Raw genomic sequence first — 24,424 nt, forward strand, 5'->3', positions numbered from 1 at the left:
GTTGTTGGTGGGGCGGGTGACTAAACATCGTCTGGCGCGAACTGATGTGTTGGCTGCCCAACTCACCTTTTAAGCAGGTTATGTTTTCTTCCCCACATATTTGACTCGTATCTGGCTGACAACGCAGGGTAGGGTGACTAAACATCGTCTGGCGTGAACGAAGGCGTTGGCTGCCCAACCCATTAGATGAGCAGGTTATATTTCCTTCCCCACAATTTGACTCGTATCTGGCTGACAACGCAGGACGGTCCCCTCTCCCTGTGGGAGAGGGTTAGGGTGAGGGGGAGGGGAATCACCCGCCGCACACCTTGCACTGTGGATCCCTTGGCAACGTGATCTCGCGAAACTGCATGGTCATGGCATCAATCATCAACAGCTTACCAACCAGCACCTCACCGTAATTCGTCAAAAGCTTAATGGCCTCCATGGCCTGCAGCGAGCCGACGGTGCCGACTAACGGCGCCATCACGCCGGCTTCAACGCAGGTGAGGGCATTTTCACCAAACAGCCGGCTCAGGCAGTGATAGCAGGGCGTGCCGGGCTGATAAGTAAAGACGCTGAGCTGCCCCTCCATACGGATTGCCGCGCCGGAAACCAACGGCGTGCACAGCCGGTGGCACAGCCGATTAAGCTGCTCGCGGGCGGCGACGTTATCGGTACAGTCCAGCACCACATGGCAATCATCAATCAGCGCAGCCAGACCATCGTCATCCAAACGGTGGTCGACGGCATTGATGCGAATATGGGGGTTGATAGCCGCCAGCTCCAGGCGGGCGGAGGCGACTTTCGCCATACCGATGCGCGCATCGCGGTGCAGGATCTGGCGCTGCAGATTGGAAAGCGAGACGGTATCGAAATCAACCAGCGTCAGCTGCCCGACGCCCGCGGCAGCCAGATAGGGCGCCGCCGCGCAGCCCAGGCCGCCCAGGCCGATCACCAGCACATGCGCCGCCTTCAGCTTTTCCTGGCCGTCGAAATCAAAGCCGCGCAGCACGATCTGGCGGTTATAGCGCAGCGCTTCTGCATCGGTTAATTCCGGCGGCATGGTCAGCTCCTTAGCAGGGCGTTAAATGGCTCGATCTCCACCGTCTCACCCGCCGCCACCGAGCCGCGTTCGCGCTCCAGCACGATAAAACAGTTGGCCAGGCTATAGGAACTGAACACGTGTGAGCCCTGGTGGCCGGTGGTGCTTACTTCCAGCTCGCCCCTGGCATTGGTTTGGTACACGCCGCGTTGGAAATCCAGGCGGCCCGGCGTTTTCTTCAGCGGCGTGATTACCCGAGCGCGCATGCGCGGCGGCAAACGCCATTCGCTATGGCCGGTCAGCGCGGCCAGCAGCGGCTGTACCAGTTGATAAAACGTCAGCACGGCGGAAACCGGGTTGCCCGGCAGGCCGCAGAACCAGGCGTGCTGCAGCTTGCCAAAGGCGAAGGGTTTGCCCGGCTTGATGGCCAGTTTCCAAAACCCCACTTCGCCCAGCTCATCCAACATCTGTTTGGTGTAGTCCGCCTCGCCAACGGAAACGCCGCCGCTGCTGATCACCACATCGGCGTTGCGAGCGGCTTCAATAAACGCGCTGCGCAGCGCGGCCTGATCGTCACGGATAATGCCCAGATCCAGCACCTCACAGCCCATTTGCTCCAGCATCAGGCGCACCGCAAAGCGGTTGGTATCGTAGATTTGCCCGGCCTGCAACGGTTGGCCCACCGGCACCAGCTCGTTGCCGGTGGAGAACACGGCCACTTTTAGCTTACGCGTCACCTGAACGGCCGCTACCCCCAGCGAAGCCAGCAGCGGCAGATGAGCCACGCCCAGTTTCACCCCGGCGGGCAGCACCTGCGCGCCTTGCTGAATGTCTTCACCGGCCAGGCGGATATTTTGCCCAGCCACCGCCTGCCCGGTGAACCGCACGCCAGCATCGCTGATTTCTGCCTGCTCTTGCATGATCACTGCCTCGGTGCCGGCTGGGATCGGCGCGCCGGTCATAATGCGCACGCAACTGTTGGCCGGCCATGGGGCATTAAACGGGGCGCCGGCAAAGGCCTTGCCGGCTACCGACAATGGCGCCTGTGCGTGCAATTCATGCAGGCGCACGGCGTAACCATCCATCGCCGAGTTGGCGAACGGGGGCACGTTGATGGGCGAGATCACCGGTTGTGCGGTAATGCGGCCCACCGCAGCAGCCAGTGGAAGGGTTTCCGTTTCCTGCAGGGGCGAAATTTGGGGAAGCATGTTCTGCAGCGCCTGCTCAAGGGAAAGCAAGCCGGAAGTAGGGCAGTAATCCATAGGGGAACTCCGTTATCTGGCCGCTCATACAATGCGGCAAAGTTGGCGTTATTATGGCAGATAACGCCGGGGGGGAGAATGCCACCAAAAGTATTACTCCTGGGCACCGCAGTGCCCTACAAGCCGGTTAAGGCCATTCCATTTCTATGGCGGGTAATGGTTTGCGAAACAGGTATATCGGTGAAATACCGGAGCGGTAATATTTTATCTGCAGCTTTCCCTGCCCGCCGTATTATTTACCTGCCGGCAAGCCATGCGAATTAGCCAAAAACCGATGATGCTTCCCCGATGGCAAAGATAATCATAACGATTTGTTTTTATTAGATTAAGCTATTTGGAGGAACAAATTAATCTAAATGAAGCTTAGGGAATAACGGCAAGGGACTTTATGCTTTACATCGTTTGCCATGCTAAATATAGTCAAAAAAGACGAAATAATAATTATCGGCCACCCAGGCGTGGTGACGATAAAACGAGGCGGTGCCTATCCCCTGGCGCACGCAACCTCATTCAGGGTGTGAGAAATCATGAGCAAACCGGTGATTGCCATTCATGGCGGCGCGGGCGCAATTACCCGTGCCGTGATGAATGCGGAAAAAGAACAGGTCTATATCCAGGCATTGTACGATGTTGTCGCCGCCGGGCAGGCGATCCTGGCCGGCGGCGGCAGTGCGTTAGATGCCGTCACGGAAGCTGTCAGGTTGCTGGAAGAGTGCCCATTGTTCAATGCCGGGGTGGGCTCGGTGTTTACCCATCAGGGCACCCATGAGCTGGATGCCTGTATCATGGATGGGCGCACCTGCGAGGCTGGTGCCGTTGCCGGCGTTAGCCGTATCCGCAATCCGGTGTTGGCGGCGCGCGCAGTGCTGGAAAACAGCCAGCATCTGATGTTCGCCGGCGAAGGGGCCGAGAAGTTTGCCGCCACGCACGGCCTGGAAATGGTCGATGCCGATTTCTTTTTCACCCAGGCGCGTTTTGAACAATTGCACCAGGCCCAGGCTGAACAGGGGCGGGTGTTGCTTGATCACGATAGCGGCACATTAAACGACGCCCCTATCGATCCTAACAACAAATTCGGCACCGTGGGCGCCGTGGCGCTGGACGCGCTCGGCAACCTGGCGGCGGCCACCTCCACCGGTGGGATGACCAACAAACTGCCCGGGCGGATTGGCGATACGCCGATCGTCGGCGCCGGCTGCTATGCCAATAACGCCACGGTGGCGGTTTCCTGCACCGGCACCGGTGAAGCCTTCATACGCGGCGTGGCGGCTCACGATGTTTCCGCATTGATCGACTATGCCGGGCTAAGCCTGCAACAGGCGACAGAGCGGGTGGTGATGGAAAAACTGCCGGCGCTTGGCGGCATCGGCGGCCTGATTGCTATCGATCGCTTCGGCAATCTGGCGCTGCAGTTTAACAGCGAGGGCATGTATCGCGGCTTTGGCTATGTGGGGGATGCCCCGACGGTGGGTATTTACCGCCTATGATGGTACATACCTCCTCGTCCGCCGCCGATCGTGAGTGGGTCCTGCCAGGCCAGCGCGTGCTTTCCGTGCGTGATTTGAGCGTGAATTTTGCCAGCGAAGAGGGCAGCGTTGCGGCGGTGCACCGGCTTTCCTTTGACGTTGACCGCGGCGAAACGCTGGCGATCGTCGGGGAATCCGGTTCGGGGAAATCGGTCACATCGCTAGCGCTGATGCGCCTGTTGGCGGCAAACGGGCAGATCGCCCCGGGTGGTAGCATGCTGTTCCGCCGCCGCAATGGCGATGTGCTGGATCTGGCGCAGGCCGAACAAGGCACGCTGCGCCATATGCGCGGCGCCGACATGGCGATGATTTTCCAGGAACCGATGACGTCGCTTAACCCGGTGTTTCCGGTAGGCGAGCAGATCGCCGAATCCTTGCGGCTGCATCAGGGGATGGACCACGCGCGCGCCCGGCGTGAAGCCCTGCACATGCTGGAACGGGTGCGTATTCCCGAAGCGAAAAACATCCTGAACAGTTACCCGCACCAGCTCTCCGGCGGTATGCGCCAGCGGGTGATGATCGCCATCGCCCTGTCGTGCAAACCGGCGTTGCTGATCGCCGATGAGCCGACCACCGCGCTGGACGTGACCATTCAGGCGCAAATTTTGCAGTTGATTGATGAGTTGCAGTTGGAAATGCAAATGGGGGTGATTTTCGTCACCCACGATATGGGGGTTGTGGCGGAAATCGCCGATCGGGTGCTGGTGATGCACCAGGGCGAAAAAGTGGAGGAAGGGCGAGCTGTGCCGCTGTTTTCCGCGCCGCAGCATCCTTATACGCGCGCGCTGTTGGCGGCGGTTCCCAAGCTTGGCGCCATGGCCGGCAAGGATTTCCCGGCCAAGTTTCCGTTAGCGAACGGTTCAGACGCAGGCCAACCGCAGGATACCGTGCCGCCGGGCAGTGAGCCGGTGTTACGCGTGCGCGATCTGGTGACGCGTTTTGATGTGCGCAGCGGCATCCTGAACCGGGTTACACGGCGGGTGCACGCGGTGGAAAACGTCAGTTTCGATCTTTACCCGGGCGAAACGCTGGGGCTGGTGGGGGAGTCGGGCTGCGGCAAATCCACCACCGGGCGCTCGCTGCTGAAACTGGTGGACAGCCAGCACGGCACCATCACCTTCAACGGCCAGACCATCAATCAGCTCAAAGGCGCCGCGTTACAACATCTGCGGCGTGATATTCAGTTTATTTTTCAGGATCCGTTCGCCGCGCTCGATCCGCGTCTGACCGTGGGGTTTTCGATCATGGAACCGCTGCTGGTGCACAACGTGGCCCGCGGCGCGGCGGCGGAAAAACGGGTGGCCTGGCTGCTGGAGCGTGTGGGGCTACGGCCGGAGCATGCGCGCCGCTACCCGCATGAGTTTTCCGGCGGCCAGCGCCAGCGTATTTGCATCGCGCGGGCGCTGGCGCTGAACCCGAAAGTGGTGATTGCCGATGAGTCGGTCTCGGCGCTGGACGTTTCCATTCAGGCGCAGATCGTCAATCTGCTGTTGGATTTACAGCGGGAATTCGGCATCGCTTTTCTGTTTATTTCCCATGATATGGCGGTGGTTGAGCGTATTTGTCACCGGGTGGCGGTCATGTACCTGGGCCAGATTGTCGAGATCGGCCCGCGCCGCGCAGTATTTGAAAACCCGCAACACCCCTACACGCGTAAGCTGATGGCGGCGGTACCGATAGCCGATCCGCGGTTGGCTCGCCAGCGGCCGCCGTTGTTGGTCGATGAAATACCCAGCCCAATCCGCGCGCTGGGGGATGAACCCGTAACCGCACCGTTGGTGCAAGTTGGGCCGGGGCACTTTGTGGCCCGCCACCCCATTGCCGGTGCCAGGCAGGCTGTGCCTTTATCAGGAGAGAAAGCAACATGATTCGACACACATTCAAACGTAATGCGTTAGTCGCTGCCGTGCTGTTGGCGGCGGCATCAGGCCCCGCCTGGGCGGCGAAAGACGCCGTGATCGCTGTGGCATCGAACTTCACCACGCTGGATCCTTACAACGCCAACGACACGCTATCCCAGACGGTGGCCAAATCGTTCTATCAGGGGCTGTTCGGCTTTGATAAGGATATGAAGGTGGTGAACGTGCTGGCGGACAGTTATACGGTCAGCGGCGACGGGTTGACGTATACCGTCAAGTTGCACCCAGGGATCAAGTTCCATGACGGCACCGATTTCAACGCCGCGGCGGTGAAGGTGAACCTGGATCGCGCCAGCAACCCGGATAACCACCTGAAGCGCTACAACCTGTTCAAGATGATCGATAAAACCGAGGTGGTGGATGCGACAACGGTGAATATCGTGCTGAAAGCGCCGTTCTCTGCGTTTATCAACAATCTGGCTCACCCGGCGGCGGCGATGATTTCACCCGCCGCGTTGCAAAAATACGGCAACGACATCGGTTTCCACCCGGTGGGCACCGGGCCTTACCTGTTTGAAACCTGGAATCAGACCGATTTTGTTAAAGTGAAGAAGTTTGACGGCTACTGGAAAGCGGGGCTGCCGAAGCTCGACAGCATCACCTGGCGCCCGGTCGTCGACAACAATACCCGTGCCGCGATGTTGCAGACCGGCGAAGCCACGTTCGCTTTTCCGATCCCTTACGAGCAGGCCGGGATCCTGGAGAAAAACAGCAAGCTGAACGTGGTTGCCGCCCCTTCGATTCTGCAGCGTTACATCAGTATGAACGTGACCCAGAAGCCTTTCGATAACCTGAAGGTGCGCCAGGCGCTAAACTACGCCATCAATAAAGACGCGCTGATCAAGGTCGCCTTTGCCGGCTATGCCGTGCCGGCGGAAGGCCCTCTGCCACCAGCGATTGACTTCGCCGCCAGCTACAAACCGTGGCCTTACGATCCGGCTAAAGCGCGCGAACTGCTGAAAGAAGCCGGCTATCCGAACGGCTTCACCACCACGCTGTGGTCTTCGCATAACCACAGCACCGCGCAAAAAGTGCTGCAGTTTGCCCAGCAACAGCTGGCGCAGGTTGGGGTGAAAACCACCGTGACCGCTATGGATGCCGGCCAGCGCGCCGCCCAGGTGGAAAGCGTGGGCGTGAAGGACACCGGCGTGCGCATGTTCTACACCGGCTGGTCGGCCTCAACCGGTGAAGCCGATTGGGCGCTCACCCCGTTGTTCGCCACCCAGTCTGCGCCGCCTAAGCAGTTCAACACTGCGTTCTACAGCAACCCGCAGGTGGATAAAGACCTGGCCGCCGCGTTGGCGACCACCGATCGTGCCGAGAAACAGAAGCTCTATAAAGATGCGCAGGATCACATCTGGGCCGATGCGCCGTGGATTTTCCTGGCGACCGAGCGCCTGCTGTCGGCCAATAACAAGCAGTTAAGCGGCTTCTATGTGATGCCGGATACGTCGTTCAGCTTTGAAGACGCCGATCTGCAGTAACGCGCGCTCTCCCGCGGGCAAAGGGCGGGTGAGGGAATACCACCGTATGCGCAAACAATCATCCGTCGCTCCCTCCCCCGTTGGGAGAGGGCTGGGGTGAGGGAATACCATCGTATGCGCAAACAATCATCCGTCGCACCCTCTCCCGTTGGGAGAGGGTTGGGGTGAGGGAATACCACCGAATGCGCAAACAATCATCCGTCGCACCCTCTCCCGTTGGGAGAGGGCTGGGGTGAGGGAATACCACCGTATACGCAAACAATCATCCGTCGCACCCTCTCCCGTTGGGAGAGGGCTGGGGTGAGGGAGACTATGCTTAATTATTTTCTTAAACGCCTGCTCGGGCTTATCCCAACGCTACTTATCGTGGCGGTGCTGGTGTTTCTGTTCGTCCACCTGCTGCCGGGCGATCCGGCGCGCCTGGCGGCCGGGCCAGAGGCCGATGAGGCCGTTATCAACCTGGTGCGCCAGGAGCTGGGGTTGGACAAGCCTTTGCCGATGCAGTTTATCCACTATTTTGCCAACGTATTGCAGGGCGATTTCGGCACCTCTATTGTTTCCCGGCGCCCGGTGAGTGAAGAGATCGCCACGCGTTTTATGCCCACCCTGTGGCTGACGGTAACCAGCATGGTGTGGGCCGTGATCTTCGGGATGGCGATCGGCATTGCCTCCGCCGTATGGCGCAACCGCTGGCCGGACCGTATCGGCATGACGCTGGCGGTATCCGGCATTTCCTTCCCGGCGTTTGCGCTGGGGATGCTGTTGATGCAGATCTTCTCGGTTAATTTGGGCTGGCTGCCGACGGTGGGGGCAGATACCTGGCAGCACTATATTCTGCCTTCCATTACCCTGGGGGCCGCGGTGGCGGCGGTGATGGCGCGCTTTACCCGCGCTTCGTTCATTGATGTGATGCAGGAAGACTACATGCGCACCGCGCGGGCCAAAGGCGTGCGTGAAACCCGGGTGCTGCTTAAGCATGGGCTGCGCAACGCCATGATCCCGGTAGTGACCATGATGGGGCTGCAGTTCGGTTTCCTGCTGGGCGGCTCGATCGTGGTGGAAAAAGTGTTTAACTGGCCGGGGTTGGGGCGTTTGCTGGTGGATTCGGTGGAAATGCGTGACTACCCGGTGATTCAGGCGGAAGTGCTGTTGTTTTCGCTGGAATTTATTTTGATTAACCTGTTGGTGGATATGCTGTATGCAGCGATTAACCCATCCATTCGCTATAAATAGGGGCGCTGCATGATCAATTGGCGCAGAAACGCCGCACTCAAGGCGATGCCACAGATCGACCCGAACGCAGTGCGCACGCCGTGGCACGAGTTTTGGCGCCGCTTTCGCCGCCAGCACGTGGCGATGGTCGCCGGCGTTTTTGTCTTGTTGCTGCTGTTGGTGGCGGTGTTTGCTCCGTATCTGGCGCCGTACGACGCGGAAAACTACTTTGATTACGATCGCCTGAATCAGGGGCCTTCGCTGGTGCACTGGCTGGGGGTGGATTCTCTGGGGCGCGATATTTTCAGCCGTATCCTGATGGGCACGCGTATTTCCCTGCTGGCCGGCGTATTTTCCGTACTGGCTGGCGGCGCCATCGGCACCATGCTGGGGCTGCTGGCTGGTTACTATGAAGGCTGGTGGGATCGTATTGTGATGCGGGTTAGCGATGTGCTGTTCGCGTTCCCGGGTATTCTGTTGGCCATCGGCGTGGTGGCGATCATGGGCAGCGGTATGGCCAACGTGGTGGTGGCCGTGGCGATTTTCAGCATCCCGGCGTTTGCGCGCCTGGTGCGCGGCAATACGCTGGTGTTGAAGCATCAAACCTATATTGAATCGGCGCGCAGCATTGGCGCGGCGGATTCGACCATCATCTTGCGGCATATTCTGCCGGGCACCATTTCTTCGGTTGTGGTGTATTTCACCATGCGGATCGGTACTTCGATTATCGCCGCTGCCAGCCTGTCGTTTCTTGGCTTGGGCGCCCAGCCGCCAACGCCGGAATGGGGGGCGATGCTTAACGACGCCCGTGCTGATATGGTGATGGCGCCGCACGTGGCGCTTTTCCCTTGCCTGGCGATATTTTTTACCGTGCTGGCGTTTAATCTGTTGGGCGATGGGCTGCGTGATGCGCTGGATCCGAAGCTGAAGGGGTAGCAGCCCCTCACCCTAGCCCTCTCCCACAGGGAGAGGGAACCGCCCGCCGTTGATGGCAGGTGGGGGTGTTTTCCTATCAGTTCGATGTGTTCTCTCTTGAATCGCCGCGGCCAGCCTGTCGTTTCTTGGCCTGGGGGCCCAGCCGCTAACGCCGGAATGGGGGGCGATGCTTAACGACGCCCGTGCTGATATGGTGATGGCGCCGCACGTGGCGCTGGATCCAAAGCTGAAGGGGTAGCAGCCCCTCACCCTTGCCCTCTCCCACAGGGAGAGGGAACCGCCCGCCGTCGATGGCTGGTCGGGGTGTTTTCCTATGGGTGGCGAATGAGAAATAGCGAGTTTTAGTCGCTATATATCAAATATGGGCACTATCTGCTCCCTCTCCCTGCGGGAGAGGGTTGGGGTGAGGGGGGGAATTAAGACAGCGGCTTGCCGCCGGTGACGCCGAACACTTCTGCGCTGATATAGCTTGACTCCTGCGAAGCCAGGAACACATACAGCGGCCCCAGCTCTGCGGGTTGGCCGGCGCGTTTGAGCGGCGTGTCGCTGCCGAAGCCCGGAATATTGTCGGCCAACTGCCCGCCGCAAATCTGCAGCGGCGTCCATACCGGCCCTGGCGCAACCACGTTAACCCGAATGCCTTTTTCCGCCACCTGCTGCGCCAGAGCTCGGCTGTAGGCAATGATCGCGCTTTTGGTGGCGGCGTAATCCAGCAGGAAGCCGCTTGGCTGGTAAGCCTGAATGGATGACGTGGTAATAATGCTGGCGCCGGCCGGCAGATGCGGCAGCGCGAATTTGCTGATCCAAAACAGCGCGAACACATTGGTTTCGAAGGTTTTGCGGAACTGCTCGCTGCTGAGATCGGCGATGTTTTCCACCGCTACCTGCTTGCCGGCCACCAACGCCAGGATATCCAGGCCACCCAATTGCTGCTGCGCCTGCTCCACCAGCCGTTGGCAAAAATGTTCTTCACTGATGTCACCTGGTAGCAGCACCGCCTTCTGGCCTGCGGCTTCCACCAGTTTCGCCACCTCTTCAGCGTCTTTTTGCTCTGCGGGCAGATAAGACAGCGCCACGTCCGCGCCTTCGCGGGCATAGGCAATCGCCGCCGCCCGGCCGATGCCGGAATCCGCACCGGTCACCAACGCTTTGCGCCCCTTCAGGCGGCCCGTGCCGCGATAGGTGTGCTCGCCGCAATCCGGCTTTGGCTGCATGTCGGCGGAAATACCGGGGGCGGGCTGGTATTGTTTCGGGTAAGCGTCGTGTTTGTACTGGGTGAGTGGATTCTGAAAGGTGTACTGATCATGATGTGCCATAGCGACCACTCCTTTTTGCTCAATTAATGGCGTTCAAGAGTTAAGGTTAGTTAACCACAGCGAGTTTTCCAGTTTTTAATCTGGTATTAAACCGTTTTTGTTAGCATTAAAAACTGTGAAAAAGGGCGCCGTCAACGGCGCCCGGAGGGATTAGCGGAACAGGTGTTCGGCGTGAAAACGCAGGTGATCTTCGATAAAGCTGGCGATAAAAAAGTAGCTGTGATCGTAACCGGGCTGGATACGCAGCGTCAGCGGCCAGTCGTGCTGGCGCGCAATTTCAGCCAGCTTGGCCGGCTGTAGCTGATCGGCCAGGAACTGATCGCTATCGCCCTGATCCACCAGCACCGGCAGCTTTTCCTGGCCGTTAGCCAACAGGTGGCAACTGTCGTACTGCAGCCACTGGGTTTCGTCATCGCCCAAATAGGCGGCGAAGGCTTTACGCCCCCAGGGCACCTGGCAGGGGTTGACGATAGGGGCAAAGGCAGAAACCGAACGGTAGCGCTGTGGGTTACGCAGCGCCAACATCAGCGCGCCGTGGCCGCCCATCGAATGACCAAAAATCGACTGACGATCGGCGATGCTGAAATGCTGGCCGATCAACGCCGGCAGTTCGCTGCTGAGGTAATCATACATGCGATAATGCTGGTTCCACGGCGCCTGGGTGGCGTTCAGGTAAAACCCGGCGCCCTGGCCCAGATCGTAGCCGGCATCGTTAGGCACATCGTCGCCGCGCGGGCTGGTATCGGGCATCACCAGGATGATGCCCAATTCGGCGGCGATGCGCTGGGCGCCCGCTTTCAGCGTAAAGTTCTCATCGTTGCAGGTCAGCCCCGACAGCCAGTACAGCACCGGCGGCGGGTTTTCATCGCGCGGCGGTGGCAGATAGATGCTGAAAGTCATGGTGCAATTCAGGCTCTGCGCCGCATGGCGATAGCGTTGCTGCCAGCCGCCGAACATACGGTGCTCTTCGAGAAGCTCAGGTGACGCACTCATCTGTCTGCCCCCTAATCAGTTGCCGAAATGGATGACAGAGCGGATCGATTTGCCTTCATGCATCAAATCGAACGCTTCGTTTATCTGCTCCAGCCCCATGGTGTGGGTAATGAAGTCGTTGAGGGCGAATTCGCCATCCAGATAGCGCTGCACGATGCCCGGCAACTGTGAGCGGCCCTTCACACCGCCGAAGGCAGAACCGCGCCACACCCGGCCAGTCACCAATTGGAATGGGCGGGTGGCGATCTCTTCCCCGGCGCCGGCGACGCCGATAATCACCGATTCGCCCCAGCCTTTGTGGCAGCATTCCAACGCGGAACGCATCACATTGACGTTGCCGATGCACTCAAAAGAGAAATCAACGCCGCCGTCGGTCAGTTCGACAATCACTTCCTGGATCGGTTTGTCGTAGTCTTTCGGATTGATCAGATCGGTGGCGCCCAGTTTGCGCGCCAGATCGAACTTACTGGTATTGATATCAATACCGATAATGCGGCCCGCGCCGGCCATTTGCGCGCCGATAATGGCGGAAAGGCCGATACCGCCCAAACCGAAGATCGCCACGCTATCGCCGGCCTTCACTTTGGCGGTATTCAGCACGGCGCCCATCCCGGTGGTGACGCCGCAGCCCAGCAGGCACACTTCTTCCAGTGGGGCTTCTTTGCTGATTTTCGCCAGCGAGATTTCCGGCACGACGGTGTATTCCGAGAAGGTGGAGGTGCCCATATAGTGGAAAATCGGCTGGCCGTCCTTGAAGAAGCGGGTGGTGCCGTCCGGCATCAGGCCTTTGCCCTGGGTTGCGCGGATGGCCTGGCACAGGTTGGTTTTACCGGATTTACAGAATTTACACTCGCCGCATTCTGGGGTGTAGAGCGGGATCACGTGATCGCCGACGGCGACGCTGGTTACCCCTTCACCGACGGCTTCAACGACGCCGCCGCCTTCATGGCCGAGGATCGCCGGGAACACGCCTTCGGGATCTTTGCCGGAAAGGGTGTAGGCATCGGTGTGGCATACGCCGCTGGCGACGATCCGCACCAGCACTTCGCCTTTTTGCGGCGGCATCAGCTCGACTTCTTCGATCTTCAGCGGCTGGTTGGGGCCCCAGGCCACCGCAGCGCGGGTTTTGATCATCTCCATTATACTCTCCTCGTGGGTATAAACGTGGTACTTGCAGGTGAATGGGCTCAGCGTGCTGACGCCCTGCGTATTGCCGGCCTTGTTACTCAGGCCGGTTCGGGTTGTTCAATGTCGTCCGTACCGCCCGGCACGGTTTCGTTCTGTTCGATAATCAGCTGTTTTAATTCGCGCACGCTTGGGCCGAATGCATCGCGGCGCCACAGCAGCCAGGTTGCCGTTTCGGCAATTTCCGCCGGCAGGGTATGTACCAAAACCCGTTCATGGCCGGGCAGCAGGCTGAGCACGGAGTGGGGGATCATCGCCAGCCCGGCGCCGCTGGCAACGCAGGCCAGCATGGCGTGGTAGGACTGGATTTCCATGATCGGCCCCGGCAGCGCGCCATCCTGCCTGAACCAGGATTCCAGCCTCAGCCGGTAGGAACAGCTGGAGCGGAAGGCAAACAGCGTTTCGCCAGTGGCGTCTTGCGCACTGTGGATTGGCGGGTGATCCAAACTGGAGATCACCACTAAATGTTCGCTGAAGGCGACGCAGCCGTTAAGTTCGTCATGCTGGTGCGGGCCGTCGACCAGCGCCGCCGCCAGTGTGCCGGTGCGCACCTGTTCCGTGATTTCGCCGGAGGTGCCGGTAGTGAGCGAAAGCGACACCTGCGGGAAGCGCTGGTGATAGGCCGCCAGCAGGCTGGGCAAGCGCGTGGCGGCGGTACTTTCCATCGAGCCAAGGGCAAAGTTGCCGGCCGGTTCGCCGGAGTGGGCCATATTCATTGCCTCTTCGCTCAGCGCCAGGATGCGCTGGGCGTAGCAGAGAAAGTTGTGGCCGGTCGGCGACAGGCGCAGGCGCTGTTTTTCACGGATGAACAGATCGGCCCCCAGCTCTTGCTCAAGCTGGCGCAGGCGGGTGGTCAGGTTTGACGGCACGCGGTGCAAAAGCTCAGCGGCGCGGCTGACGGAGCCGGTTTCCGCCACATGGCAGAACATACGCAGTTGGGTAAGATCCATGACTTTCTCTTTTCGTGATTAACTTTTTAACTATTATTCATTTTTCGTGAGTGTAATGTTGCTGCATGATACTGGCAACTTCTTTTTTTGCGATAACGAGATATTGGCTATGGCGTTAAAAATTGCACTAAGTGGATTTATTGCCTTGGTGGTCGCGATGGGGATCGGCCGTTTTGCCTTCACCCCGCAAGTGCCGTTGATGATTACCGAACACCAGTTCACGTTGACCGGCGCCGGGATCATTGCGGCGCTGAATTACCTGGGTTACCTGTGCGGCGCTTATGATGCGATGCGCGCCAGCCGCCGGGTAGAGCTGCGCCTGTGGCTTGGGCTGTGGGGCGCGGTGGCGTTAACGCTGCTTTCTGCTCTGGCGCACGGGGTGTGGTGGCATGCGGCGATACGGCTGGCGGTTGGCTGGGCCAGCGGCTGGGCGATGGTGATGGTGGCCGCCTGGACCAATGAGCGGCTTGCGCACTATGGCCGCCCGGCGCTGAGCGCAGCGGTGTTTGCCGGGCCGGGGGCCGGGATATTTATCAGCGGCATGCTGGCGGTGGGGGTTAACAGCCTGCGGCTGGATGCCGCGCAGGCCTGGCTGTTATACGGCGCGGTGGCGTTGCTGCTGGTCGGCGTTATCAGCCTTTATCTGCCGCGCAGTGGGGAGCTGCACCGGCCAAATAGCGTGCAGACGCCGCTGGTTTTGACCCCGGCGCTAAAACGTCTGGTTTGGAGCTACAGCCTGGCGGGGTTCGGCTATATCTTGCCGGCGACGTTTTTATCGCAGATGGCCGCGGCGCGCTTTCCCGACAGCCTGTTTGCGCAGTTTGTCTGGCCGGTGTTCGGTGCGGCTTCGGTGCTGGGCATTGTGATCGGTATTCTGACGCGCCACCTGCTCACCAGCCAAAGCCGGCTGGCGATCACGCTGTGGGTACAGGCGCTCGGCATACTGTGCGCGGAAGTGATACCGGGCGTTGCGGGCCTGGCGCTGGGCGCACTGTTTACCGGCGGGGGTTTTCTTTCCGTGGTGCAACTCGCTTTGCAGCATGGCCGTGAACTGGCGCCGAACCATGCGCGCTATATGGCCGGTTTGCTGACCACCGGCTACGCGGTGGGGCAATTGGTGGGGCCGCTGCTTTCGGCGCTGTCGACCAGCCTGACCCATCGGCTGGAGCCGGCGCTGTACGTGGCGATGGTGGGATTAGTGGCGGCCGGGCTGCTGGTGGTGAATACCCCAGCACGGGCTTTGGCCGGCAAAATGGAAACGGAATAAGTGGGGTTTAGCCTTATAAAATAGAGGGAATATATACTCTAAATAATTCGAGTTGCAGGAAGGCGGCAACGCAGCGAATCCCCAGGAGCTTACTGGAGTAAGTGACTGGGGTGAGCGAGGAAAGCCAACGCACCTGCAAATTGAAAGATGACGAGTATAGCGGCTTAATATGTAAATATTTCACCTGTGGATGAAACACTATCACTGGCTAAACGCTTCACTCTCATCTACAGTGGAGGCAAAATCTTGACCGGGTTCACGCTATTGGCAATGAAACCCCAGCAAAGATGAAGAATTAAGACCCCGCCAATCCAGCGTGATCGTCGTCGGTGTTTTTACTCTGAACCGCGCAAAATAACCGTGGTATGCCCAGCGGTATATTTGCGTTATCAATGGCTTCAGTGAATAAATACCGGCCAGGCTGCTGGGGCTGCGGGGGCGGCCCGCTGGAGAGATATACATGACTACATTAAGTAACGAAGCTGTCCAGGTTCACGCTGCGTTGGAAGCGCGTGGGCTGGAAACCCCATTACGCGGGGAGATGTTGGATGGTGAAACGCGTAAACGTCGTATTAAAGAGCACATGACGGAAATCATGCAATTGCTTAATCTCGATCTATCTGACGATAGTTTGGCGGAAACCCCACATCGCATTGCCAAAATGTACGTTGATGAGATTTTCTCTGGCCTGGATTACGCCAATTTCCCGAAAATCACGGTGATCGAAAATAAAATGAAAGTGGATGAGATGGTGACGGTGCGTGACATCACGCTGACCAGCACCTGTGAACACCACTTTGTGACCATTGACGGTAAAGCCACCGTGGCTTATATCCCGAAAGATGCGGTTATCGGCCTGTCGAAGATTAACCGTATCGTGCAATTCTTTGCGCAACGCCCACAGGTTCAGGAACGCCTGACCCAACAGATTTTGGTGGCGCTGCAAACGCTGCTTGGCACCAACAATGTGGCGGTATCGATTGATGCCGTGCATTATTGCGTGAAAGCACGCGGCATCCGCGATGCAAACAGCGCGACCACCACCACCTCGTTGGGGGGGCTATTCAAATCCAGCCAGAATACCCGCCAGGAGTTCCTGCGCGCGGTGCGCCACCACGGTTGATCGCCTGGCACCTCACCCCGGCCCTCTCCCCAAGGGAGAGGGGGCGCAGGGTTTGGCATCGGATAAAGATTGGCCCGGCCGGTTCCCTCTCCCAAAGGGTGAGGGGAAAGTTTTGGATATTGGCCCGGCCGGTTCCCTCTCCCCAAGGGTGAGGGGAAGGTTTTGGATATTGGCACGGTCGGCTTCCTCTTCCCAAGGGAGAGGGGAAGGTTTTGGATATTGGCACGGTCGGTTCCCTCTCCCTGTGGGAGAGGGTTAGGGTGAGGGCCAAGGGCCAGAACATCAACACCAATAACAGGCGCCTGCGGGCGCCTGTTTGCTAACGGGAAGACAACGGCAATATGACGAGTCACACCACCACGGCGCCGTTGCCGCGTATTGCAACGCTCGACTGTGTGCGCGGCATCGCCATCCTTGGCATTTTGCTGCTGAACATCAGCGCCTTTGGTCTGCCGAAGGCGGCTTATCTCAACCCCGCTTATCTGGGGTTACCTTCGCTGCGTGATACCTGGGTCTGGGCGCTGTTGGACGTGTTTGCCCAGGCTAAATTTCTGGCCATGTTTGCCCTGCTGTTCGGCGCCGGCTTGCAGATGTTGCTGGCGCGCGGCAAGCGCTGGATACGTGCGCGTTTGTCCTGGCTGGTGCTGTTCGGGCTGGGGCACGCGATTTTTCTGTGGGACGGCGATATTTTGCTGGCCTACGGGCTGATTGGCCTGGTGTGCTGGCGGATGATCCGTGAGGCGAAAGATACCTTCACGCTGCTGAAAACCGGGGTGGTGCTGTACCTGATCGGCGTGGCGGTATTGCTGCTGCTAGGGCTGATTTCGCAAAGCGGGCCGGGCAACTTCTGGCTACCGGATACCGCCCACCTGCAGTATGAGAAATTCTGGAAACTGCAGGGTGGGATGGAAGCCTGGCGCAATCGGGTGGATTTGCTGTCTTCCAGCCTGTTGGCGATCGGCGCCCAGTACGGCTGGGAATTAGCGGGCCTGATGCTGTTTGGCGCCGGCCTGATGCGCAGCGGCTGGCTGCGGGGCGCCTACTCGCTGGCATATTATCGGCGCCAGGCGGCATGGTTAATACCGCTTTCACTGGTGATTCAGATCCCTGCGGTGGCCCTGCATTGGCACCTGGCATGGGATTACCGCTGGAGCAGCTTCTTGCTGCAGGTGCCGCGTGAGCTGGGCGCGCCGCTGCAGGCGATGGGGTATCTGGCTCTGTGTTACGGGTTCTGGCCATCGTTGGCGCGCCTGCGCATCAGCCGCTGGTTGGCGCAGGTGGGGCGCATGGCGTTGAGTAATTATCTGCTGCAGACGCTTATCTGCACCACGCTGTTCTACCGCTTCGGGCTTTATGACCGTTTTGATCGTCTGCAACTGCTGGCCTTTGTGCCACTGGTGTGGCTGATTAACCTGCTGGTTTCTCACCTTTGGCTGCGCTATTTTCGCCAGGGGCCGATGGAGTGGCTGTGGCGCCGGCTCACGGCGCTGGCCGCTGGCGAGCCGGGGCAAAAGCCGTCTGATCCTACCCATGGATAGTGGGCCGGTTGCTATGCGAGTAATATTATGAACGATGGCACAAGTGAAATCGGTAAGGGCAACAATTCCCATTCGGCCAGCAACGGTTATGCCGATGTGCTCAATTTCCAGCCTTGCGCTTGCTGTTGGTGTTGCCACAGGCGTGCATAGAGGCCATCCTGCGCCAGCAAATCCTGATGTTTGCCTTGTTCGACCAAGCGACCGTTTTTAAGCACCAGAATCAGATCGGCATGACGAATATTTTTCAAACGATGGGCAATGACAATAATGGTGCGCCCGTGCGCCAGTTCAGTCATGGCGCGCTGGATTTCAGCCTCTGCGGAAGGATCGACGCTGGCGGTGGCTTCGTCCAGTAACAGTATAGGCGCATTTTTCAGCAGTGCTCTGGCAATAGAAATTCGTTGGCGCTCCCCGCCGGATAGTGAACCACCACCTTCTTCCAGCAGGGTGTCGTAGCCTTGCGGTAACGCTTCGATAAAGCGGTGCGCCTGGGCGTGTTTCGCCGCGGCGATCGCTTCTTCACGGCTGGCGTTCGGCTTGCCGATACGCAGATTATCCAGTACCGAACCAGCAAAAAGAACAACATCCTGAAAAACCATTGCTACATGTTGATGAAGCTGTTCGGTGCCGATATCGCGCAGATCGATACTGCCGAGACGGATCTGTCCGTGCCGTACGTCCCACAACCGGGCGATAAGCTGAACCAGCGTGCTTTTACCGGCTCCGCTTGGGCCGACGATAGCGGTAAAAGCGTTGGCGGGGATCGTGCAGGAGATATCATTAAGTGTCAGCGGCGTTTGAGGCGTACCGTTCAGATGGTCATAAGCGAAGCTGACGTGTTCGAAAACGATGTCCTCACCCTTAGGCGGCAACGGAGAAACCGGTTCCGGCATCGCTTTTTCCTTCAGTAGGGACTCTATGCGCATAAGCGATCGCCGCGCGAAGCGCAGCATCAGCGTCGATAGCCCGACATCAAAGAGCTGCCGATATACCGGCAAAGCCAGTATCAGGAACAGGACCAGATCGTCCGGGGACAAAGTGCCATCGGAGAGCCACCAGACGCCGGCCAGCACCAGACTGATATATCCCATTTCCAGCATAAATCCGTAGCCGGCCAGCCAGGGCGCGGGTTTGGATTCAACGGCGAGCGTTGCGTCATGATGTTCGGTCAAAATCGATTCCAGGCGTTGCCAGGCTTGACCAAAGCGCCCGAAGCTACGGATGACCGCAATGCCCTGTACGTATTCCAGTAGGGCGGATTGCGCCGCTACGCCGGAGGCGATCATCCGCTCACCGGGGCGGGCCGCCATGCGCTGGCTCAAGCTCAGCATCAGCAGCGCTAGCGGAATGCCGGCACAGGTTAATAACGCCAAATGCCAGTTTACCCACAACAGAAACAGCATGAGAAATATCGGCATCGCCAGGCCAGAGACGAATACCCCTAAAAAATGCGACCAGAGGTGTTCGATCAATTCGAGATCTGAAGTCAGCCGCGCGGCCAGATCGCCGCCGCGTTGACGGTTAAACCACCCCATCGGCAACTGGCCCAGATGGTCGGCGATATGTAGCCGCGCTTCGCCCATCATGGCGTAGGCGCCGCTGAAGATAAGCGGCATGCCACAATAGCCGGCCCCGATGCGCAGCACCACGCTGGCAAGCATTGCCAGGCTATAGCCGACAGATTGCGCTGGCGAATTGACACCCGTGAAAACGTTGTGCAGCAGGCCGTAAAGCGCGACATAAAAGAGTGCGGAAAAGAACCCCTCGGCCACGCACCACACCAGGCCGCGCATTAATCGCGCGTCGCGGGTTCCCGATAATCGGAAGCCGGATTGTACCAATTCACGAATCATTATTTCTCCTCCCCAGCGGTGGACGTGCGGATTGTCGTTTCACCGAGCGACCACTCCTCTGCCTGGATATAATCTTTCCACAATCGTTGGTATACCGGGCAGGACGCCAGCAGGGCGTCATGGGTTCCCAGGCCTGCTACCCGGCCTTTTTCCAACACCACAATATTGTCGGCATGCATAACGGTGCCCAGACGGTGGGCGATCATTAATACCGTTCTGCCCGCGCATAATTGATTTAATGCCTGCTGGATCAGCATTTCATTTTCCGCGTCGATACTGGCCGTGACCTCATCAAGCAACAGAATAGGCGCGTCTTTCAGCAGCGCACGGGCAATGGATAAGCGCTGGCGCTCGCCGCCAGACAGACTGGCGCCTCGTTCGCCCAGGATCGTTTCATACCCCTGCGGCAACGCGCAGATAAAATCATGCGCCTGGGCGGCTCGCGCCGCGGCCTCAATTTCCGCGTCGCTGGCGCTTGGCCGGGCTAATGCCAGGTTGTCGCGCACGGTGCCGTGCAGCAGAAATACGTCTTGAAAGACGATGCCCAGACGGGCCAGCAGGGCATCCAGCGGCCATTGTCGGATATCCACGCCACCAACGGTCAGCCTGCCGGACTCAAATTCGTAAAGGCGCGCTACCAGCTTAACCAGCGTGCTTTTTCCCGAACCACTGGCGCCGACCAGTGCGGTCAATTGCCCCGCTCTGGCCTGAAAACTGACGTCGTTTAACACCAGTTGCGAATCATAACGCTGATATATTTGGCTAAATTCAAGATCGAGTGCGCCGTTGGGGACTGGTGTGTCAGCCAGCTCTGGCAAGGGGGGGATGGCGAGGATGCCGTTGATCCGTTCCAGCGCCGCGATGCGCTGCATTTGTTCGCCCATCGCGAACGTCAGCCGCAACAGCGGGGATAATACCGCTGGCGCCACCAGCAGAAACATCACGAAAGTCGGACGATCGAGCGCACCGCGCGCCAACAGCCAGGTGCCAAGCGGCGCGACACTGATCAGGTTGACGGATAGCAGCGTGGTAAACAACACCCAGCCGCCGGTGCTGTTTTTAGCGTAGGTCTGAACCCAGGCGACGGCGCCGTGAATGGCGGCAGCCAGATCGCCAAACGAGCGCGCGCTCAGGCCGAAGCTCTTGATGACATGCACCCCGCGGATATATTCGCCGACCTGATTGGCGATACGCTTTTGCAGATCGTTCCATGCGGCAATCTGCTGGCGTGAGCGCCGCATCATCCACCACTGAGCCAACATCGCCAGCGGCAGCGGGATCAGTGCGGCCAGCGTCAGCAGCCAGTTAACGGAGAACAACAGTATCAATGCAACTATCGGTATTGCCGCCGCTGCCGCCGCGTCCGGCAGCATATGGGCAAAAAAGCCTTCGAGACTATTGACATCGTCATTCAGCACGCGGCGCAGGCTGCCCGTCCCACGCCGGGCAAAGAAAGAGAGCGGAACTTCCCCCAGCCGTTTTGCCATGCCGATTTTCAATTGATACTGGATATTAAAGGCGCCGATATGAGCCAGAATATGGCTGATAGCCATAAATGCCCAGCGTAACGCCAGCAGCGCCACCGCCCAGCCAATCAACTGCCAGACCCTCGTCATATCTGGTTGCGGAGAAAAAAGCTGCTCAATGATAAGGTAAATAAACCAGAATGGCGCGACGCTCAGCGCAGCCGACGCAATGGCGGTAATGATTGCACCGCCGAGCGAGTAAGGGGATAAGGTGATTAGTTGCCAAAAACCTTTGGGCGTAAGCTCTGCTGGGCCAGAAGCGGTTCGATGCATCATAAGGCGCATCCTTAATTTTGTGTGAACAATGAGATGACCTTTATAGTGGCGATAGCGCTGGCTTCCGGGCTACCCGATTCGGTTCGGTTATCCCCCGAATAAGGATAAATTTGTGCGGTATGGGCATTAGGCGAGAGAGCGGCGGTTTTTATTGAAAGTGAGAATTTCTTGCAATAGCATACTTTGAGTTAAATCTTATTACATATTGCTAGCGCATGGGCTCAATGAAACGTACTGGGAGTGGTATGCAAAGTCTGAAATCAGCAGCGTTATTGACTTCTCCTGGTTTTCTCTGTCCGGCGGGTATGAACGTGAAAACGTTGAAAATACGGCCCGGTATGGAGTTATCCCTCGCGACGTCCCGTTCCATTCAGGCGCTGTCAGCCGTGAGCGAAGGCGTGGGTGAGCGTGCCCGTATTCATTTTAACTGTCAGATAAGCGGCCAGACGCGGGTTTCCTGCAGCGATCGGTGTTTGAAATTGGCGCGTGGCAGGGCATTGTCCACGTTCATTCCTGATGGCCGCTTCCAATTGGAATGCAGCGCTGACTGGCAAAATATTGAGCTGAGAGTTTCCCCGTTGTTGCTCATGGAACTGACGGGGGCGGATTCTGATGGCGGCAGCGAGCCTCAATGGGGAGAAGACGGTCTGCTTTGTTACGCCAGCGGTCAGCGGATCATGGATGTCGGCGAACAACTCAGTTGCCTGATGAAGAGTGACCCTGTTCCGCTATTGCTGGCGCATTCCGCAGCGCTTGAGTTCCTGGCCTGGAATTTGATGTCTATCCGCTCCACCATCCCGCATCAAGAAGATATCAGCTATCGGGAGCGTCGGCGGTTATGGCTGGCGCGTGAACTGTTGCTCAACGATCTGAGTAAACCTCCAACGATTAAGCAACTGGCGCATGAGGTTGGCATTAACCAACTGAAGATTAAACGTGGGTTCAAGCAACTATTTGGCACGTCTCCCTATGCGTTATTTCAGCGTAAACGAATGGAGCGAGCGCGTGATTTATTACAGCGCTATAGCGTAACAGAAACCGCAACGATGCTCGGCTATAGCAATCCATCACATTTCAGTTCCGCCTTTCGTAAACAGTTCGGTGTTCTGCCGAAACAGATCCATAGCCTTTACTGGTGACGTTCCGGTTCTTTGAGGCCATACTATTTATTGATGGTGAGTCCATTATTTTTTGCTGTTGATATCCCGTTCAACGCGTCCGGATTTCTCTGATAAAGGGAGAAATAAACCGAGAGAGAATACGTGGCTTTACCATCAAATAAACTCTGTTATTAGACTTGCCAACCCGGAAAAGAAAACGCTATCACTTTTCCGCCGTGGTACTGCGCAGTGGTTGTCGTGCCGTTAACAAAATAATTACATTAATGACTGCCCGCAGGCGGCGGGTTTTTGCTGCACTTCGTCATTACCAACCTGCCGCTGAAATTCTGCCGGGCTTTGTCCTGCGCTCCTCTGCTTTCTTGAACTGTGCATTTTCTCCGGCGCCAAAAGTTGCATGCCGCAAGAGTGTGGCACCGGTCACTCCCTGAACATTTCGCGTAATGTAACCGTTTCCAATCTGTGAGAAATTTCACAGATCGTCAACATCTTTCAGGCATAACATGCAGCCAGGATAGCGGCACCTTAATTTTTTCTTGCCAGACTCCGCTGGCGCCACGCTGCCGGTGGCAACTGGCCTTATACCGAGCAAGACCCTACACAACCCGGAGACAGACAATGAATAAAAAGGCGTTTACCCTGGCCGCATTAGCCGCCTGCATGATGTTCGGGGCTGCCGCACATGCTGATACCCGTATTGGCGTGACCATCTATAAATATGACGACAACTTTATGTCCGTGGTGCGTAAGGCGATTGAGCGGGATGCGAAAGCCGCGCCGGACGTGACATTGCTGATGAATGATTCGCAAAACGATCAGTCGAAACAGAACGATCAGATCGACGTGCTGATCGCTAAGGGCGTTAAAGCGCTGGCGATCAACCTGGTCGATCCGGCCGCCGCCCCCGTGGTGATCGACAAAGCGCGGGCCAACGATGTACCGATCGTGTTTTACAACAAAGAACCCTCCCGCAAGGCACTGGACAGCTATGACAAAGCTTATTACGTCGGGACAGATTCCAAAGAATCCGGCGTGATCCAGGGCCAATTGATCGCCAAACACTGGAAAGCCAACCCCGCCTGGGATCTGAACAAAGACGGCCAGATTCAGTTTGTGCTGCTTAAGGGCGAACCGGGCCACCCTGATGCAGAAGCGCGCACCACCTACGTGGTGAAAACCCTCAATGAGCAGGGGTTCAAAACCCAGCAACTGCAGTTGGATACCGCCATGTGGGATACCGCACAGGCGAAAGACAAAATGGATGCCTGGCTGTCTGGCCCGAATGCGAACAAGATCGAGGTGGTGATCGCCAACAACGACGCGATGGCGATGGGGGCGGTTGAAGCGCTGAAGGCGCACAATAAGGCCAGCATCCCGGTATTCGGCGTGGATGCGCTGCCGGAGGCGTTGGCGATGGTGAAATCCGGCGCAATGGCCGGTACCGTGCTCAACGATGCAGAGAACCAGGCCCGCGCCACCTTTGAGCTGGCGAAGAACCTGGCCGCCGGTAAACCTGCCGCCGAAGGCACCCAATACACCATCGACAATAAAGTGGTGCGTATTCCTTACGTTGGTGTTGATAAAGATAACTTGTCTCAGTTTGTGAAATAAATCGATACCCAAAATAATTCGAGTTGCAGGAAGGCGGCAACGCAGCGAATCCCCAGGAGCTTACTGAAGTAAGTGACTGGGGGGAGCGAGGAAAGCCAACACACCTGCAACTTGAAGTATGAAAGGTATAGAGATATGCGCCTGGCCGGCGGTGGGGCACCCCCCCGTGCGGCCGGGTTCCAGCCCGCAAAATATACTTTAAATCGTTTGAGTTGCAGGCTGTCGGCGGTGCGGCACATCCCAGGCGCCAGACGCCTGGCAGTGACTGGGCGGGTAACACAGCCAACGCCATGCAGCTTGAAGTA

General features: G+C 58.1%; 18 protein-coding genes and 1 pseudogene. 11 read left to right on the forward strand and 8 right to left on the reverse strand.

What is annotated here, in order from left to right; genetic code table 11:
- Positions 1-292: 292 nt before the first annotated feature.
- Both moeB and moeA read right to left on the reverse strand, forming a co-directional pair.
- Complete coding sequence (moeB, locus tag ABFX35_RS03365; protein ID WP_346079152.1) at positions 293-1,045, reverse strand: molybdopterin-synthase adenylyltransferase MoeB; 753 nt, start codon at positions 1,043-1,045, stop codon at positions 293-295.
- A gap of 2 nt (positions 1,046-1,047) precedes the next feature.
- On the reverse strand, positions 1,048-2,286 hold the full coding sequence (gene moeA, locus ABFX35_RS03370) for a molybdopterin molybdotransferase MoeA (RefSeq protein WP_346079154.1): 1,239 nt from the start codon (positions 2,284-2,286) through the stop codon (positions 1,048-1,050).
- 527 nt (positions 2,287-2,813) lie between these two features.
- On the opposite strand from moeA, the gene ABFX35_RS03375 reads away from it, so the two are divergent.
- The 6 genes and pseudogenes from ABFX35_RS03375 to ABFX35_RS03400 form a co-directional block, all read left to right on the forward strand.
- Positions 2,814-3,773: an isoaspartyl peptidase/L-asparaginase family protein gene (locus tag ABFX35_RS03375; protein ID WP_346079155.1), complete on the forward strand. Its 960-nt coding sequence runs from the start codon at positions 2,814-2,816 to the stop codon at positions 3,771-3,773.
- On the forward strand, positions 3,773-5,680 hold the full coding sequence (locus ABFX35_RS03380) for a dipeptide ABC transporter ATP-binding protein (RefSeq protein WP_346080840.1): 1,908 nt from the start codon (positions 3,773-3,775) through the stop codon (positions 5,678-5,680). The genes ABFX35_RS03375 and ABFX35_RS03380 overlap by 1 nt, the downstream gene beginning before the upstream one ends.
- Positions 5,677-7,215 (forward strand): glutathione ABC transporter substrate-binding protein GsiB, encoded by a 1,539-nt coding sequence (gsiB, locus tag ABFX35_RS03385; RefSeq protein ID WP_346079157.1) that lies wholly within the window; start codon positions 5,677-5,679, stop codon positions 7,213-7,215. Before ABFX35_RS03380 ends, gsiB begins: the two co-directional genes overlap by 4 nt.
- Positions 7,216-7,527: 312 nt before the next feature.
- The gene (gene gsiC / locus ABFX35_RS03390; RefSeq protein ID WP_095845265.1) at positions 7,528-8,448 is read left to right on the forward strand and encodes a glutathione ABC transporter permease GsiC; all 921 of its coding nucleotides are present in this window, start codon (positions 7,528-7,530) and stop codon (positions 8,446-8,448) included.
- A 9-nt stretch (positions 8,449-8,457) separates the two neighbouring features.
- A complete protein-coding gene (gene gsiD, locus ABFX35_RS03395) occupies positions 8,458-9,363 on the forward strand; it encodes a glutathione ABC transporter permease GsiD (protein WP_095845264.1) in 906 nt (301 codons plus the stop codon).
- A gap of 100 nt (positions 9,364-9,463) precedes the next feature.
- Positions 9,464-9,592: pseudogene (locus tag ABFX35_RS03400) on the forward strand (glutathione ABC transporter permease GsiD); the annotation flags it as partial.
- Between the two features lie 187 nt (positions 9,593-9,779).
- On the opposite strand, the gene ABFX35_RS03405 reads toward ABFX35_RS03400, so the two are convergent.
- From ABFX35_RS03405 to ptrR, 4 genes are all read right to left on the reverse strand, one after another.
- The gene (locus ABFX35_RS03405; RefSeq protein ID WP_121525221.1) at positions 9,780-10,679 is read right to left on the reverse strand and encodes an SDR family oxidoreductase; all 900 of its coding nucleotides are present in this window, start codon (positions 10,677-10,679) and stop codon (positions 9,780-9,782) included.
- A gap of 150 nt (positions 10,680-10,829) precedes the next feature.
- Positions 10,830-11,672, reverse strand: a complete 843-nt coding sequence (fghA, locus tag ABFX35_RS03410) for an S-formylglutathione hydrolase (protein WP_121555781.1) — start codon at positions 11,670-11,672, stop codon at positions 10,830-10,832.
- 15 nt (positions 11,673-11,687) lie between these two features.
- Entirely contained in the window at positions 11,688-12,812 is a 1,125-nt protein-coding gene (locus ABFX35_RS03415) for an S-(hydroxymethyl)glutathione dehydrogenase/class III alcohol dehydrogenase (RefSeq protein ID WP_121525219.1), read from the reverse strand.
- An 86-nt stretch (positions 12,813-12,898) separates the two neighbouring features.
- Entirely contained in the window at positions 12,899-13,807 is a 909-nt protein-coding gene (gene ptrR / locus ABFX35_RS03420; RefSeq protein ID WP_095845260.1) for a putrescine utilization regulator PtrR, read from the reverse strand.
- A 109-nt stretch (positions 13,808-13,916) separates the two neighbouring features.
- On the opposite strand from ptrR, the gene ABFX35_RS03425 reads away from it, so the two are divergent.
- The 3 genes from ABFX35_RS03425 (at position 13,917) to yeiB (ending at position 17,735) form a co-directional block, all read left to right on the forward strand.
- Positions 13,917-15,074, forward strand: a complete 1,158-nt coding sequence (locus ABFX35_RS03425; RefSeq protein ID WP_346079161.1) for a YbfB/YjiJ family MFS transporter — start codon at positions 13,917-13,919, stop codon at positions 15,072-15,074.
- 460 nt (positions 15,075-15,534) lie between these two features.
- Positions 15,535-16,197, forward strand: coding sequence for a GTP cyclohydrolase I FolE (gene folE, locus ABFX35_RS03430; RefSeq protein WP_095845259.1), 663 nt, complete (start codon positions 15,535-15,537; stop codon positions 16,195-16,197).
- A gap of 341 nt (positions 16,198-16,538) precedes the next feature.
- Positions 16,539-17,735: a DUF418 domain-containing protein YeiB gene (yeiB, locus tag ABFX35_RS03435; RefSeq protein WP_346079163.1), complete on the forward strand. Its 1,197-nt coding sequence runs from the start codon at positions 16,539-16,541 to the stop codon at positions 17,733-17,735.
- Between the two features lie 86 nt (positions 17,736-17,821).
- On the opposite strand, the gene ABFX35_RS03440 is transcribed toward yeiB, so the two are convergent.
- Together ABFX35_RS03440 and ABFX35_RS03445 are read right to left on the reverse strand one after the other, a co-directional pair.
- Positions 17,822-19,588 (reverse strand): ABC transporter ATP-binding protein, encoded by a 1,767-nt coding sequence (locus ABFX35_RS03440; protein ID WP_346079164.1) that lies wholly within the window; start codon positions 19,586-19,588, stop codon positions 17,822-17,824.
- Positions 19,588-21,390: an ABC transporter ATP-binding protein gene (locus ABFX35_RS03445; RefSeq protein WP_121555785.1), complete on the reverse strand. Its 1,803-nt coding sequence runs from the start codon at positions 21,388-21,390 to the stop codon at positions 19,588-19,590. Before ABFX35_RS03445 ends, ABFX35_RS03440 begins: the two co-directional genes overlap by 1 nt.
- 245 nt (positions 21,391-21,635) lie before the next feature.
- Between ABFX35_RS03445 and ABFX35_RS03450 the strand changes: the two genes are divergently transcribed.
- Together ABFX35_RS03450 and mglB are read left to right on the forward strand one after the other, a co-directional pair.
- Positions 21,636-22,529, forward strand: coding sequence for a helix-turn-helix transcriptional regulator (locus ABFX35_RS03450; protein WP_279026915.1), 894 nt, complete (start codon positions 21,636-21,638; stop codon positions 22,527-22,529).
- 597 nt (positions 22,530-23,126) lie between these two features.
- Complete coding sequence (gene mglB / locus ABFX35_RS03455; protein ID WP_095845251.1) at positions 23,127-24,119, forward strand: galactose/glucose ABC transporter substrate-binding protein MglB; 993 nt, start codon at positions 23,127-23,129, stop codon at positions 24,117-24,119.
- Positions 24,120-24,424 lie beyond the last annotated feature (305 nt).

The organism is Gibbsiella dentisursi (assembly GCF_039539505.1).
Taxonomy (GTDB): domain Bacteria; phylum Pseudomonadota; class Gammaproteobacteria; order Enterobacterales; family Enterobacteriaceae; genus Gibbsiella; species Gibbsiella quercinecans.

Bases quoted from the DNA above. Each gene is read 5' to 3' on its own strand.
- moeB (WP_346079152.1), bottom strand. From the start codon at position 1,045: ATGCCGCCGGAATTAACCGATGCAGAAGCGCTGCGCTATAACCGCCAG.
- moeA (WP_346079154.1), bottom strand. From the start codon at position 2,286: ATGGATTACTGCCCTACTTCCGGCTTGCTTTCCCTTGAGCAGGCGCTG.
- ABFX35_RS03375 (WP_346079155.1), top strand. From the start codon at position 2,814: ATGAGCAAACCGGTGATTGCCATTCATGGCGGCGCGGGCGCAATTACC.
- ABFX35_RS03380 (WP_346080840.1), top strand. From the start codon at position 3,773: ATGGTACATACCTCCTCGTCCGCCGCCGATCGTGAGTGGGTCCTGCCA.
- gsiB (WP_346079157.1), top strand. From the start codon at position 5,677: ATGATTCGACACACATTCAAACGTAATGCGTTAGTCGCTGCCGTGCTG.
- gsiC (WP_095845265.1), top strand. From the start codon at position 7,528: ATGCTTAATTATTTTCTTAAACGCCTGCTCGGGCTTATCCCAACGCTA.
- gsiD (WP_095845264.1), top strand. From the start codon at position 8,458: ATGATCAATTGGCGCAGAAACGCCGCACTCAAGGCGATGCCACAGATC.
- ABFX35_RS03405 (WP_121525221.1), bottom strand. From the start codon at position 10,679: ATGGCACATCATGATCAGTACACCTTTCAGAATCCACTCACCCAGTAC.
- fghA (WP_121555781.1), bottom strand. From the start codon at position 11,672: ATGAGTGCGTCACCTGAGCTTCTCGAAGAGCACCGTATGTTCGGCGGC.
- ABFX35_RS03415 (WP_121525219.1), bottom strand. From the start codon at position 12,812: ATGGAGATGATCAAAACCCGCGCTGCGGTGGCCTGGGGCCCCAACCAG.
- ptrR (WP_095845260.1), bottom strand. From the start codon at position 13,807: ATGGATCTTACCCAACTGCGTATGTTCTGCCATGTGGCGGAAACCGGC.
- ABFX35_RS03425 (WP_346079161.1), top strand. From the start codon at position 13,917: ATGGCGTTAAAAATTGCACTAAGTGGATTTATTGCCTTGGTGGTCGCG.
- folE (WP_095845259.1), top strand. From the start codon at position 15,535: ATGACTACATTAAGTAACGAAGCTGTCCAGGTTCACGCTGCGTTGGAA.
- yeiB (WP_346079163.1), top strand. From the start codon at position 16,539: ATGACGAGTCACACCACCACGGCGCCGTTGCCGCGTATTGCAACGCTC.
- ABFX35_RS03440 (WP_346079164.1), bottom strand. From the start codon at position 19,588: ATGATTCGTGAATTGGTACAATCCGGCTTCCGATTATCGGGAACCCGC.
- ABFX35_RS03445 (WP_121555785.1), bottom strand. From the start codon at position 21,390: ATGATGCATCGAACCGCTTCTGGCCCAGCAGAGCTTACGCCCAAAGGT.
- ABFX35_RS03450 (WP_279026915.1), top strand. From the start codon at position 21,636: ATGCAAAGTCTGAAATCAGCAGCGTTATTGACTTCTCCTGGTTTTCTC.
- mglB (WP_095845251.1), top strand. From the start codon at position 23,127: ATGAATAAAAAGGCGTTTACCCTGGCCGCATTAGCCGCCTGCATGATG.